This window comes from Gelidibacter sp. (assembly GCF_035515035.1).
Lineage (GTDB): Bacteria > Bacteroidota > Bacteroidia > Flavobacteriales > Flavobacteriaceae > Gelidibacter.
Genome location: NZ_DATJCA010000115.1, coordinates 1 through 14765, shown reverse-complemented (window position 1 = coordinate 14765; position 14765 = coordinate 1). Strand labels below are relative to the sequence as shown.

Genomic DNA, 14765 nt, shown 5'->3' with positions numbered 1-14765 from the left:
TGTGAAATGATTGTATAGAAACATAATAATATCAACCTTTTTAAATAGTTAAAAGGTCGATATTTAATTTTAAATAAAAATTGAATGAACTTACGTTATAGTCTTGTTACGTGTATGATAATGATTTCCGTTTTTGGATGTCAGAATGCCAAGGTTTCAAAACCTGAAAATCAGCAAACCAAGCAAAAACCTAACATCATTTACATTTTGGCGGACGATTTAGGTTATGGCGATTTGGGCGTGTATGGCCAAACCAAAATAGAAACGCCCAATATTGATGCCTTGGCTAATGAAGGGCTATTATTTACTCAACATTACACGGCATCACCTGTTTGCGCACCGGCAAGAGCATCCTTATTAACAGGTTTACATGGTGGACATGCCAGTATTAGAGGAAATGATGAATGGAAAGAACGTGGTGACGTTAGGAGTTATCGTGCTATGATTGCAGATTCAACCTTGGAAGGGCAACGACCGATGCCAAAAAACACGGTCACCATCGCACAATTATTAAAAAAGGCAGATTATAAAACTGCTATAGTAGGCAAATGGGGATTAGGCGCGCCCCATACCGAGTCAATTCCCACAAAAATGGGCTTCGATTACTTTTTTGGATACAATTGCCAAAGACAAGCACACACCTACACGCCGGTTCATTTGTATGAAAATGAAAACCGTGTCTATTTAAATAATGACACCATTGCGCCACACGAGGGTTTGGCTAAAGGTAGTGATGCGTTTCTTTAGAAGCATATGCTAAGTACACACAACCCGTTTATAGTCCGACGTTGATTTTTGATAAAATGATGGGTTTTATAGATGAAAATAAAAAGGAACCGTTCTTTGTGTATTGGGCAAGTCCAATCCCACACGTACCCTTACAAGCGCCTCAAAGCTGGATCGATTATTACGTTAAAAAATTTGGCGATGAACAGCCGCATCATTTTATTGAGGGCGAAGGCGCGGATTATTTTCCGACACGTTACCCGCACGCTACCTATGCTGCGATGATTTCTTATTTGGATGAAAATGTGGGTAAATTGGTCGCGTATCTAAAGAAAGAAGGACTCTATGAAAATACGCTAATTGTGTTTACCTCTGATAATGGACCAAGCTCGGCAGGCGGTGGTGATGCCGTTTGGTTTGATAGCGCGGCGCCATTTGATAGTAATTATGGCAAAGGCAAAGGGTTTTTACATGAAGGTGGCATTAGAGTTCCCATGATTGCGACTTGGCCGACTAAGATAAAAGCTGGATCTAAAACAGATCATATTTCTGCATTTTATGATGTTATGCCTACACTTAACGAGATTGCTCAGGTGCAAACGGACTATGAATCTGATGGGATTAGTTTTTATAACACGCTTATGAATTCCGAGAAGCAAGATGAACATGACTATCTCTATTGGGAATTTGCGGGTTATAACGGTCAAGTTGCCGTGAGGATGGGCAAATGGAAAATGATCTGGAAGAACATTAAAGGAGGCAATAAGGAAGTTGAGTTGTATGATTTGGATGCCGATATCCGAGAGGAAAACAACATTATGGACCAACATCCAGAAATGCTGGAAAAATTTTATGAGATTGTTAAAAAAGAACACAGAACTCCAGAGAATGCTTCTTTTCGAATTGAGGGTGTAGAACATTTAGTTAACTAAAAACCGAATAGACTAGTCATGAAGGTATTTAAACTCTTATACATTTTTATTTTCACATTGATAGTAATGGGGTGTCAAGATAAAAACACCACTAAAAACAAAAAAGAAGCAACTACAGAGAAACCCAACATCATTTTCATCATGTCAGATGATCATGCTTATCAGGCCATCAGCGCTTATGACAAGACCTTGATAAACACGCCAAATATCGATAGGATTGCTGAAGAAGGGATGCTTTTCACCAATGCGACGGTCACTAATTCTATATGTGCGCCGTCACGAGCAGTTATCCTCACGGGAAAACACAGCCATATCAATGGAAAAATAGACAACTTAAGTGAGTTCGATACCACCAATGTCACGTTCCCTCAAATCCTTCAAAAAGCAGGGTATCAAACCGCGATGTTTGGAAAGTTGCACTTTGGTAACAACCCGAAAGGTTTTGATGAATTTAAAATTCTGCCTGGTCAAGGGGAGTATTACAATCCTAAATTTATTACCCAAAAAGGAGATACCATTATTGAAGGTTACGTGACCGACATTACAACAGATCTGACCTTGGATTGGATGGAAAACCGAAGAGATCCAAAGAAACCGTTTATGTTGATGTATTTGCATAAAGCACCACACCGTGCCTGGTTGCCAAGTGAAAAGTATTATAAAGAATATACTCAAAAGACATTTCCATTACCAGAAACCTTATTTGATGATTATAAAACAAGAGGCACTGCAGCCAAGACTGCCGAAATGGGTATCTTAAAACACATGTCACTTATTAACGATAATAAATTAACGCCAGAAACGGTTAAGGAACTTGGTATTGAACAATGGAGCAAACTTGGGGAAAGTTTATATGGTATGAATGCTGAACAACGCGCCAATTGGGATGCTGTTTATGGTCCGATCAATAAGGATTTCAAAAAGCGCTATCCGACTATGAACGATTCCACGCTTACGGTTTGGAAATATCAGCGTTACTTACAGGATTATTTAGGAACGATTGCGTCGGTAGATGAGAATGTAGGGCGCGTATTGGATTACTTAGACGAAAAGAAATTGGCGGACAATACCATCGTCGTTTATACCTCCGATCAAGGCTTTTATTTGGGCGAACACGGCTGGTTTGACAAGCGCTTTATGTACAACGAATCGTTTAAAACACCATTATTGATCAAATGGCCAAATAAAATTAAGCCAGGTATTACTGAAGATGAAATGGTACAGAATTTGGATTTTGCGCAAACCTTTTTGGAAGTGGCTGGTGTTACTGCCCCAAAGGATATGCAAGGCGAGAGTTTGGTGCCACTTTTAACAGGCAAGAAGGAAGGTTGGGATCGCGATGCCGTGTACTACCATTATTATGAATATCCTGCAGAACACGCCGTTAAAAGGCATTACGGGATTGCCACTAAGGAATATAAAATCATCCATTTTTATTATGATGTTGACGAATGGGAATTGTATGACCGCAAAAAGGATCCAAAAGAAGTTAATAATGTGATTGATGATCCTGAATATGCCAAGGTAGTTAGTGAAATTAAACAGAAACTTCAGGAAACCCGTGAAAAGTACAAGGATTCAGAAACCCTGGACCACCATTATATTGAGCTTTATAAGAAATAATAGAAGTTTGTAGTAGATTAAGAATTAGTCAATTATTGATAAATAGTTGAATTCTTTTAACCTTTTGCTGTCTTCATCAAATATAAATTTCACTTCAAAAGAGTCGTTATCGGCATAAGATGCGACATAATTTTCGTTTATTTCTAATGGAAATAGTTCCGTAAAATCATCCAAAGTCATTCCTATATGTATGCCATAATTAAGTTCTAAACTTTTTGAGTTCAGTCTCATATAGGTAATACGCTCAACATATTTATTTTTTAAAATCTCAACCACATCACTATTTGAAGCCAATCGAATTAAGGAATCTTGTTCTTTGTCAAAATGCGAACCATTTAGTATCACATAGCTGTTTGAGGTTGCCTTCACAATAGAGTCGCTGTCAGAATTAAAATGTGGATTATCATTTAAGATATAACTTCTATGGAATTTGATGTTGTTTAATCGCTGCTCGTTAAGGCTGGAGTTAATCAAGATAGGAGATTCTACAAACAAATCGAGTCTTTCTGCCTTGGTTAAATCTTTATTTTCAACTGAATTGTTATTGTTCACTTTATTCTTACATGACATTGCGAGACTGCATATAAAAGCAAATAAAATGATCCTATTTTTACGCTGAATAGGGATTGATAAAGATTTTTTCATAAAACTGAATTTTAAATAACCATGTCTCTAAGATAGCCATAGTTTTAAATGAGCGTGCTATTTGTTGAATGTATTTAAATCCGAATTATAAAATTATCCTACGCCATACCGAAGTTTGTTATAATGTGGAATTAGGTTGCTTATTTCAAAAAATAAAGGCAAAGCATTACTATTTGCTTTGCCTATTGTTTAATAGGATATACGGGGTAATTTATGATTTTAATTCAATTTAACATTGAAATGATCAAGTTTGGCTTCTACCGTTTCAGAGAAGGTGTTGCTAATCCTTATATATTTAACTTCACTATTTACAGAAGCTCTAATAGTATCCTCTTTCACTTCCGTCTTTATGATGCTCCACTCGCTGCCATCTATCGAAACTTCAATAACAAAATGCTCGTAAACTGCAGCGGGAGTTAGTTTGTAAAAAATGCTTTTTACTTGTCCTACTTCCTGCAATTCAAATCCGAAATATGATTGTGGCTCAAAACGAAGGACTTCCAGCGGAGGATTCAACGCCAGCGTTCTATCGCGTAAACTTATTTGTTGATTTTGAAGTTGGGCAATATTAGTGAATAATTGATGCGGATTGTAATTGGCCTCTACTTCTAAATTTTTATCAAAAGTTTGGTTATAAACCTTGGTTAAATGTGCAAATCCCTTATCAATTAACGGAGAAACTACTAAAGTTCCTGTTTTAACTCCAGGCTGGTAAGGATTCTGGTTTTCGGTCCGGTCTATGGCATACATTTTCGCCTTTATCGCCTTGAGTGCTTGATAACTTCTTTCAAAATCGTCCGTTTGTTTATCTTCCAATGCTTTGTACATATTCAACATGGTAAGCCCAGATTGACCGAGGAGTTGGAATTGTTTTACCCACGGGCGGATTTCATCCAAAAGCACTGGATTGTCCGTGCTACTCAATAAAATATAGGAGGCTTCAACCATGGCTTGAAATTCGTTTTGAATGGTCTCAAAATCATCAATCTCTTGATTTAATTCAAGATGTTGTAAAAAGATATTTGCCTTAGGCGCAAAATGGACGGATTCCTCACGTCGGTACTTATGGCCATTCGGACCTAAATCACTATTATGCCTTGCGAAAATTTCCAAAGCTTTATAGCTTTCAGGCATCACTACTTTTAAAGCTTCCAACCAGTTTTTATCCGATTGGTAAGCAGTCATATTCCATGCATAATCCGCCACGCCGTAAATAGCAATTTTTGATGCTTCGGCATGTTCCATCGGATTGGCAACAAAACCTGAAACGTCATCAGCGATATCTTTTGCATTACCGTAGGTTGGGCCTAAAAGCAGATGATTTCTCACATAATCAGAAACAGGGAAATTCCACCATATAAAGGCCTCCCGTTGAATTTTGGCATTGATCCAATCCATCGTTTCTTGGTCAATATCTGACACGACCGTATTGCCCGTCCACATAATCCTAATGGAAGGATCCAATTCTTTTCCTAAGGTTTCTAAATAGCCACTTTCGGGTTTGGACCAGCCTTTATTATATTCGGTAGGGCACATGATCAATGGTTTGACATCTTTTTTCACCTTTACGAAAGCATTATGCAAATAATTCAATAATCCTGCTTGTTGATTTGGATTGGTGCCTTCTCCTGAGATGTCGTCAAAAAAGACAGCATAGGATCGGATGCCCAAATCGTACATCATTTCAAATTTACGGAGTAGGGCAGTGCGGTCTTCATCATTCCATTGAATGTCTTTTCCAGGATGAACGGCCCATACAAAATCGACATGATTTTGCGCAGCTCTATCAATCAGCTTTTTTAATTGGACGGCTTCATCCGCTGGATAAGGTTTTCTCCAATTTGGCGAGCTATGGTAAGGATCATCTTTTGGACCATAGATGTACGTGTTGAGCTTATTTTTACCATAAAAATCGATTTGACGCATACGGTGCTCAAAACTCCAAGGTGTGCCATAGAAACCTTCCACAACACCTCGCGCAGTGACATCGGGATAATCTACAATTTCACCTTGAGGAAATTTATCTGATGCCAATAATTCTATCAACGTTCTTACCCCGTAATAAGTGCCACGTGCATCTCTGCCTATAACGGTGATTTTTTTATTACTGCTATTGATAAAATAGCCTTCTGGACGTTGAGGTACTTTTTTCAGGAATTTTTTGTGGAACCGATCATTAATGTCCCCAACGGTAACCGTAAAGCCTTTGTTTGAAGTGTTTTCCTCATTAAAAAATTTAGAAAGTAGGTTTTGAGTGGCATTGTCTACGTTTTTCTGCTGCAACTTAAATTGAGTGGGCGTGTCTATATAATTAGAAATTACGGTTTGTTGAGGCGTAGGGTTAATGATTAAATTTTGTGCAAAACCAAAACAGGTCATCAAAAAAAATAATCCAGAAAGTGAAATTTTCATTAAAATAGTGTGCGTTGTTAATTTTTTTGTTTTAATCACGTCAATATTGGGTGTTAGAATAGTTCTTACAATCTTTTTTAGAACCTTTTATATTTGTTAATTTAGTTTTTCAGCTAAGATATCGAGTACATTTTTTGCATCTCTAAGCATGGCTTCAAAATTTGCTGGCTTTTCGGTCAGGTTAAATTGCGCCACAACTTTATCTAGATGGTCCAGTTCATCCAACAAGTTTTTTTCTGAAAGTTCTTTTCTCAGAATTCTAATTTTTTCAGCATCTTGAATGCCTTCTCTAAGTCTTTCAAAACGAATGGAACTTCTATTGTCAGGATATACAATGTAGGTATCGCCAGCAGGCCAGGTGATGAACCGGGAATCTTGCAGCGGATTTTCGGTCCAGCTATTATAAGACCAACGCAAAAAACCATCAAAATCGGCAGCCATAGTGTACCAACCAATAAACGTGCCTTCTGCTGGGGCCGAAAAGGTAAACGTATTTGGGAAACCATCTGCACAGGATACATAAAAGGTGCTGATGTAGCCATTGGCTCTTCTTATAACCAAATCGGCTTCATCAACCGGGTCTCCAAAAGCAACGGACATATCCTTTAATTCATCGGGATACAGCTTGTAGCTTTTATGGTTGTCGGCAAAAGAGACGCCAAATTCTGGCGCATGTTCATTAAGTAACTGTAGCATGGCCTTCATCTCTTCCGGGCCGCGTTCATCCATGGCTATTCTTGTAATGGTATTCCAGCCTTTTTGCTCCAAATGGGCTTTAAACTGTTCCAAAAACGGAATCCATAAGTCGTTATAAGCTTCACTTCCTGGAGCCGCTTTTATTTTTACTTCCTTGTTTTCAGCTTCATCAACATAGTAGAATTCATTGCCCCATGGCACCATCGAATAACAGCTAATTTGATTTTTAATGCCTAAATCCATCATCATTTGGACCCAGTTATCAAAAATCGTGTAATCATAAGTCCAAGTGCCATCAGCCTTCTTTCGCCATTCAATCATGGCTTCAAATTGGTCATAAGTCTGTCCGCCTCAAGGTCGTTTGTTGAGAGAAACGGTAATCACTTTCTGGCCCGCACCTGCAAGACGTGTCATAATAGGTTTTAATAAATTCCAATGTTCTTGTGACCAAGGTTCTACACCGTGAAATCGTGCTACAGCGTAAGGATTTTGCCATAGGTCCAAATGGAATTTCCAATCGGATGCCGGTGGTACTACTTTATCAATCACGCGAATTGAAAAATCCATAGATTTGGTGTCCTGCCCTTTGATGTCTATCGTGAAAGTACTCTTATAGGTTCCTGCCTTAGCGTCTGTTGGAATGTCGATAGTGATCCAGATAGGACGTGTTTCTTGGGCTTTAATGGCGTATGAAGAGATAGGTTCTAAAGCGTCTGCAGCCAGGGAGGCAGCGTAGTCTTCGGGTTTTCTGTAACCACAACCTTCGGCATATTCGTCGGTAAGGACGTATTTCACAAAATTTATTTTGGCAATATCCGTTGGTAAGGTTTCACCTGAATCCGACTTAAATTCTGACAGCTGCGTATGTACTTCGGTTAAAGAATCTTTACTCCAAAGAACGATTTGCGCAGAAGTTCTTTCTCCTTTCCAAGCAGTTCCAGACCATGAATTTTGTGGTTCAATTTTTGGGATTTCACTTCTTACAAAACGAATGTCCGTTGAGGTGACCGAAGCTTGTAATCCGTTGGGAATAGCAGTCCAATTCTCATCGGTGTTTGGCCAAGGATCCTGAGGCTCTTCGTAGGTTTGCGCTACGATAAAGTCTTTGTTAGCATTCTGACATCCGAAGTTCATTAGAATTGTAAAAACGAATAGGGATTTAAAGATTAATTTCATTTAATTGATTTTATATGTAGAGCTCCAGAATATTGAGCATTAATTCGTGATTTTTTTGATCCCAACTTTTTGAGACAGGACTTTTGAATAATATTTTTTCAATTACTTACTCCCCAATAACAGCACCTTTTAAAACTTTCTTTTCGCCACCAGGTGCGGTATACCAAACTTCTAGTAATCCACCTCCAGTGGCCTCATGATAGTTGATGGTCAGCGGGTGCCATCCTTTTTTAAGCGCCACCATGCCGTTTTTTTCCATTGCCGAATGGTTGCCGCCATTATCCACGACAAACTTATCACCGATATATAACAGACTGCCATCATCAGATTTAGTGGCGAACTCATACAGACCGTCTTCCTCAGCATAAAAATAACCTTTGAACACCATTGAAACGTGCTCTTTGCCATCGTAGTCAGTATAATCAATGCTATTAACTGAGGTGAACATGGCCTTGTTTGGTAAAACAATATCATCCACCACAGAAAATTGTTTAACTCCTGCCCAACGCTTTATACTTCCCAAATTTGGAGTGACCTCTAAAGGTTCTAAATAGGTTTGCTTTTCTATTAAGGCTGATCGGGTGTCACTTTCAATGTCACCTCTATAGGCAATCGTATTTAGAGTGACTGTTTCTGCAAATTCTAATGGGTCTGTATATTTATTAGATTCCTTGGTAGGCACACTGCCGTCGGTCGTATAATACACCTCCATGCCTTCCAATGGCGCTTGCAATGCGACAGTTGCTTTGTCCAGAAATGCAACTTTGTCCTTAAAGCCCGACACCGCTGGTATGTGGTATTTGATATCCAAGGCATCCAATCGGTCGTATTGAAGCAGCATTCTTTTTTCAAAATCCTCATGGTCCTTATTGTCTTTTGAAGTCCATGCTGTTTCTGCCAAGGCCAACATCCTCGGAAAGGTCATATATTGTAAACGTTTAAAATTTGGAATCATTTCTGACCATAAATTAGCTTGAACGCCTAAAATATGTTTGGCTTGGTCATTAGTGAATTCTTCAGGAATAGGCTCATAGTTATACACTTTTTCAAAAGGGGTCACATCGTGTTGGGCATCAAAATAATATTCAAAACACGGGGTGAGCACCATGTCGTTGCCGTTGTTAGCCGCAATATCTCTCATGGTTGGAGCCCAATTGCGCCACCACATCATCGTAGCGTCTTTAGATAGTCCGCCTTCAACAATTTCATCCCAACCCATGAGTCGCTTGCCTTTAGATTTTAAGAAGACTTCCATTTTTCTATTGAAAAAAGATTGCAATTCATGTTCATTCTTTAGGTTGTTGTCCTTAATTGATTTCTGACATAACGGACACTCTTTCCAGGATTGGATATTCACTTCGTCGCCACCAATATGAATGTATTCCGATGGGAAGAGTTCTGCTATTTCCGATAGAATATTCTTAGTGAATTCATAAGTGGTTTCCTTTCCTAAACAGGCTGGCGTTGAGAAAAGTTCGCCCCATCCCGCTTCGTCAGTACATGATAAATAGGGATAATTATCAATGGCCGATTTAAAATGCCCGGGCATATCAATTTCGGGGATAACCTCAATTTGACGCTCTGCGGCGTAGGCTATAATTTCCTTGATGTCGTCTTGAGTAAAGAAACCGCCGTACATTTTTTGGCCCTCACGGCTGTGATAATGCTGTTCGTCTATAATATAGGAAGGATCGGTTTTAGCTAATTCGTTACACGCAATGTCATGGGAACTTTCCACGCGCCAAGCGCCTTTTTCCGTCAATAATGGATATTTTTTAATTTCAATACGCCAGCCTTGATCATCTGTGAGATGCATGTGGTAGGTATTCAGTTTATAAAGGGCCATATAGTCCAAAAAGGTTTTTACCTCATCGAGACTGAAAAAATGACGGCTGAAATCCATGTGCATCCCACGCCAAGCAAATCGCGGTGTGTCTTTTATTTTAAGGCTCGGAACCACCCAATCTTTTTCATCGCTGTTTTCTATTTCTATACTTGGCGGAAGTAGTTGACGTAAGGTTTGTACGCCGTAAAAATAGCCTGCGGCATCACTGGCTTTAATGGTGATTTTTTTTGGAGTGACTTCCAGAGTGTATGATTCACTTGCAATGGCGTCGTCATTTAATAAAACAATCCCTCTATCTTCTCTCGTATCTATTATTGCTAATGGGTAACTTGCAGCATTCTGGAACAAATCCGATAAGTATTTGGCTGCGGGTTTTTGGTTATCATTTTCAATAGATATTTTAGTGTCTTCTGTAAATGTAAAGCTACCTTCTTCAATAACCATGTCAGAAGGTTTTGGAACTATGGACACTTCTTCTGCCGTAAAAGTTCTTGTTTTTACGGTTTCGCAGCTATTGAGAATGAGTAATAGTGCCAATAACGATAAGAAATTTTTCATTTTTTCATTTTTTTAATAAGATTTAAATCCCTAGTCTCCGATTCGTTTCAGTTTTCAAATTGAGGTAAAAAATAATATATCGCATTGGCCTTGAGCAAACCAGAAACCAGAAACTCTAAACATCAAACTTTATTCCCCTTCAATTTTAGATGCATTGGCATCCTTAAAATAATTGATGCCTAAATCGTCCCAATGGTTTTGCATTTTTTTAAGTGCAATTTTAAAGCTGTCGTAATCTTTGTTTTCCAATTCTGTCCAGCCTACTTCAGCATATGCGGCAATTCTTGGGAAAGTTTGGCGTTCCACATCGGCATTGGTTGGCGTCCATTCGCTCCACATTTGACAACCAGTGCCATAAATATTTTTGTGGTACTGCGCATCCAAACCTTCTGGGATAGGATCAAAACTATAGGCTTTTTCTAAAGGTATGGATTCATAGCTATAATCTAAATAAGTTCTGTTGTGAAGGGAATTTACAATGGCATACCCGTTTTTCGCAGCTTCGGTCAACAATTCCAAATCGCCTTTCCAGAAATGAACAATCGCATTTTTTGCCAATTCAGTTTCTGCCTCTCGGTCGTCTTTCTTTTCTTCAAAATCTGTATGGATGTTTTTACCCAAAATTTCGTTCCAACCCATCATGCGTCGACCGTTATCTTCAATGTATTTTGAAATTTTATTGGTGAAGTTAATCTGTAAATCAGCAGGCGACTTAATATTATGTTCTCTCATGTATTTTTGAACAGAAGCCGATTTCTCCCAAACTTCATATCCTACTTCATCACCGCCAATATGGATGACTTCCGATGGGAACAACACAAATAATTCGTCTAAAACGTCTTTAATAAAAGTGACAACTTCTGGTTTGGTCACATCATAATTGTCGTACAAGCGTCCAAATGTTATCGGTACGTCAATAGCTTTTCCTGCAGTTCCTAGCCAGGTATACGCTGCAATGGCCGCACTTGAATGTCCTGGCATTTCAAATTCTGGAACAATCGTAATGTTGCGTTCAGCTGCGTAAGCTACAATGTCTTTAATCTGTTCTTGCGTATAAAATCCGCCGTGTGGTTCGCCTGAAGTTTTTCCGCTTTTCCAAGTTTCTATTTCACTATCGGCACGAAAGGCACCAACTTCAGTTAAGAGTGGATATTTCTTGATTTCAATTCGCCATCCTGCATCGTCAATTAAATGCCAATGGAAGGTGTTCATTTTTAACAATGCCATTTGGTCAAGCATTTGCTTTACAAATTCCTCCCCGTGAAAATAGCGTGATTCATCAAGCATATAGGCACGCCATTTAAATCTCGGACTATCTGTAATATTGACCGAAGGCACCAAATATTGATTGTCTTGAGAACCTTCTGGAGTCTCAATCGAGATCAATTGTTTCAAGGTTTGCACTCCATAAAAATAACCTGCAGCGTCGTTGGCCAAAATGCTTATTTTTTTAGGTGAAACCATTAATTTATAAGATTCTGGAGCTAAATCCTCATTTTTTTCAAAACTGATGGAAGCGCCATAATCTGTAACTACTGGAGTTTTAAAACCTGAACTTTCGGATATATACGCTTGAAGGTCGGCCGCAGCGGTTTTCTGTTCTTCAAGATTTGCGAAAATTTGTTGTCCGTCTTTGATCGTAAAAGAACCTTCATTTAATTCTAAAGTCGAAGGTTTTGGAAGAAGAGCTATTTCAGATGCCGTAAAAGATCTGCTTTTTTGAGTGCAATTACTGAATGTAAAAAGAGCGATTAAAGCTAAGAAGGTGGATTTCATTGTTATAATGGTTATAAGTGTTTCGTATTATTTCTTTACAAAAAATCAAGTTTAAAATCTATGAATATAATGAGAACTTTAAAAATGATTTCGACGGATGGCTACTCCAAAAGGGTGACCGCATTTTACTTAATAGAACTAAAAAAACATTTTTTTAAAATCCCGTTGCATAATGTTGTTGATTTATTCTTGTGGGATAAACTCCATGTTATAATCGGTGGTGGCAAAGGTCATTAAAGCTTCATAAATATAATCACTGACTTGTTTCTGCCCTGGAACGTTGATCAAATCGGCAGTGTCTTCTGGTCGATGGTATTGTGGATGCGCGCCCGTGTGAATCCCGAGAACAGAAATATCTTTCTTAAAAAACGACACGTGATCTGACCCGCCCACCGAACCGGCATGGACAATTGGGGTTAAGTCTAAAGATTCCCCTAAATTCTGCATAAAATCGACACCTCCCGGGAAGGTTCCTGCGCCATTCATGTACACATGTTTTTCAGTGTTCAATCTGCCTACCATGTCCATATTGATCATCAGTTTAATCTGTGAAAGCGGTACTAATGGGTTATTTATAAAGTATTGGCTTCCCAACAACCCCTGTTCCTCTGCACCAAATGCGATAAAAATCACACTGCGTTTTAGCTCACTTTTGTTAGCAGCGACTTTCTCGGAAATTTCCAAAAGCGCCGCAGTGCCGCTGGCATTATCATCGGCACCATAATGAATGGTATTCCTTTGATCCGATTTTGAAGACGGACCACCCATTCCCAAATGGTCATAATGAGCACCTAAAATAATATATTCATTTTTCAGGAGTGGATCATGGCCTTCAAGGTACGCCACGACATTATACGTTTTTGCCAAAGGTTTTTCGGGTTCTCCTTTATCGACACGCAAACGGGCCTTAAACGTCTGTTTGTAATTTTTAGCAAGTGGAAGAAGGCCCTGTTTTTTAAAATCCTTAATAATGTATGTTACGACATCGCGGTTGGCTTTCGTACCAGGATAACGGCCCGCATTTTTTTCTGAAGCTAAAAACAGGATATGATCTTTGATTTCATTTTCAGTGATTTCTGCTTGGGAAAAGGAAGCAAAATAGGTTAAGAATAAAAATGAAAACAATAGTATTTTTTTCATGGTGTTTCTTTGTTTTTATATTTATTTAAAAGCCGTCTATAACGCAGTCGAACAAGATTCTGATTTTAAGTCTATAATTTTGAGCACTGTTGTGAAACCTTAGCGAAAGACTGCAGGATCAAAAGGGCTATAAAAGTGGAAAGTTTTTTTAGAAGTGTCATGAGAAATGGTTCGATTTAAATTGTCTTACGTAGAATTATATAGACGCTTTAGACAAATTTATAAATTAATATGTAATACATAATACAATTAATTCTATTTTATTATATTTAGCAATATTTTTTGAAGATGTGGGTTGTTGGCATTCTATTAATTTGAATGACCTACAAATTTCAATGAAATTTAACTGTTATCCGAAGAAAGCAGGACTATTTTTATGTAATCTCTTTAAAATGAAGAAAATTCAGCAAATGACATTTCTATTGGTCATTCTTTTTTTATGGATGCCCTGCTTTAGTCAAGAAATCTCGAAATTAGAAGTTGTAGACCTTCCCAATTTGCCTGCAGAAACTTCTACAAGTACATCCATTGGTTATGCGGGAATGTTGGGTGGTGTGCATAATGGCGTTCTTTTAGCAGCTGGAGGTGCAAATTTTCCTGAGGGTTTACCTTGGGAAGGCGGAAAAAAAGTATGGACTGATGCTATTTTTATTTATGACAATGGGCAATGGCGTTTGTCTGCATCCAAATTGCCGATGCCGTTGGGTTATTCTGCGTCTGTAGCAACAGCTCAAGGGATTTTGTGCATTGGAGGTAATAATGAAAACCTCATCAGTGATCACGTTTTCTTATTGGGCTATAATAACGCCAGTAAAGAAGTTGAAATTATTGAATACCCGAAACTTCCCGAGCCTTTGGCGTTTTCATCGGCAGTGGTAGTAGATGATTTTGTATATGTCGTAGGGGGTACCAATGCTAAGGGCAGCACCAATTCATTTTACAGATTATCGTTAAAAGGCCAACAACAATGGGAGAAACTCACGGATTTTCCGGGTCCTGCGAGAGCTCTTCACACAACAGCCGTTCAAGAAACGCAAACCACTAAAAAATTATTTGTTATTGGGGGTAGAAATGAAAGGGTAGGTCAGAAATCTGAAGCTTTAACTTCTTATTTATCCTATGATTTTAAAAACCAGGTCTGGGCGGATGAAGGTGATGTGCTCATAAAGGACGCCCCAAGAGTATTGATGGGTGCATCCGCAGAGGTTATGGGATCTATGCATATTATGGTTTAC

The 14765-nt window shown here is 38.6% G+C and carries 9 protein-coding genes and 1 pseudogene; 4 read left to right on the top strand and 6 right to left on the bottom strand.

The window, feature by feature from the left end:
- Positions 1-84: 84 nt before the first annotated feature.
- From VLZ86_RS09840 to VLZ86_RS09830, 3 genes are read left to right on the top strand one after another with little or no spacing between them, the layout of a single operon-like run.
- A complete protein-coding gene (locus tag VLZ86_RS09840; protein WP_325450832.1) occupies positions 85-747 on the top strand; it encodes a sulfatase-like hydrolase/transferase in 663 nt (220 codons plus the stop codon).
- Between the two features lie 56 nt (positions 748-803).
- Complete coding sequence (locus VLZ86_RS09835; protein ID WP_325450830.1) at positions 804-1658, top strand: sulfatase-like hydrolase/transferase; 855 nt, start codon at positions 804-806, stop codon at positions 1656-1658.
- Positions 1659-1676: 18 nt separating this feature from the next.
- On the top strand, positions 1677-3281 hold the full coding sequence (locus VLZ86_RS09830; RefSeq protein WP_325450828.1) for a sulfatase: 1605 nt from the start codon (positions 1677-1679) through the stop codon (positions 3279-3281).
- A gap of 24 nt (positions 3282-3305) precedes the next feature.
- Here VLZ86_RS09830 and VLZ86_RS09825 read toward each other — a convergent pair whose 3' ends face one another.
- The 6 genes and pseudogenes from VLZ86_RS09825 to VLZ86_RS09800 all read right to left on the bottom strand — a co-directional run bounded on the left by VLZ86_RS09825 (position 3306) and on the right by VLZ86_RS09800 (position 13530).
- Entirely contained in the window at positions 3306-3926 is a 621-nt protein-coding gene (locus tag VLZ86_RS09825) for a hypothetical protein (protein ID WP_325450826.1), read from the bottom strand.
- Between the two features lie 219 nt (positions 3927-4145).
- Complete coding sequence (locus VLZ86_RS09820) at positions 4146-6338, bottom strand: beta-N-acetylglucosaminidase (protein ID WP_325450824.1); 2193 nt, start codon at positions 6336-6338, stop codon at positions 4146-4148.
- Between the two features lie 96 nt (positions 6339-6434).
- A pseudogene (locus VLZ86_RS09815) lies at positions 6435-8168 on the bottom strand (glycoside hydrolase domain-containing protein).
- Between the two features lie 148 nt (positions 8169-8316).
- On the bottom strand, positions 8317-10614 hold the full coding sequence (locus VLZ86_RS09810; protein WP_325450822.1) for a family 20 glycosylhydrolase: 2298 nt from the start codon (positions 10612-10614) through the stop codon (positions 8317-8319).
- 129 nt (positions 10615-10743) lie between these two features.
- The gene (locus VLZ86_RS09805) at positions 10744-12390 is read right to left on the bottom strand and encodes a beta-N-acetylhexosaminidase (RefSeq protein ID WP_325450820.1); all 1647 of its coding nucleotides are present in this window, start codon (positions 12388-12390) and stop codon (positions 10744-10746) included.
- A gap of 183 nt (positions 12391-12573) precedes the next feature.
- Complete coding sequence (locus VLZ86_RS09800; RefSeq protein ID WP_325450818.1) at positions 12574-13530, bottom strand: M20/M25/M40 family metallo-hydrolase; 957 nt, start codon at positions 13528-13530, stop codon at positions 12574-12576.
- Between the two features lie 392 nt (positions 13531-13922).
- Here VLZ86_RS09800 and VLZ86_RS09795 point away from each other — a divergent pair.
- Positions 13923-14765 (top strand): kelch repeat-containing protein (locus VLZ86_RS09795; RefSeq protein WP_325450816.1); only part of this gene is annotated, 843 nt, incomplete at its 3' end.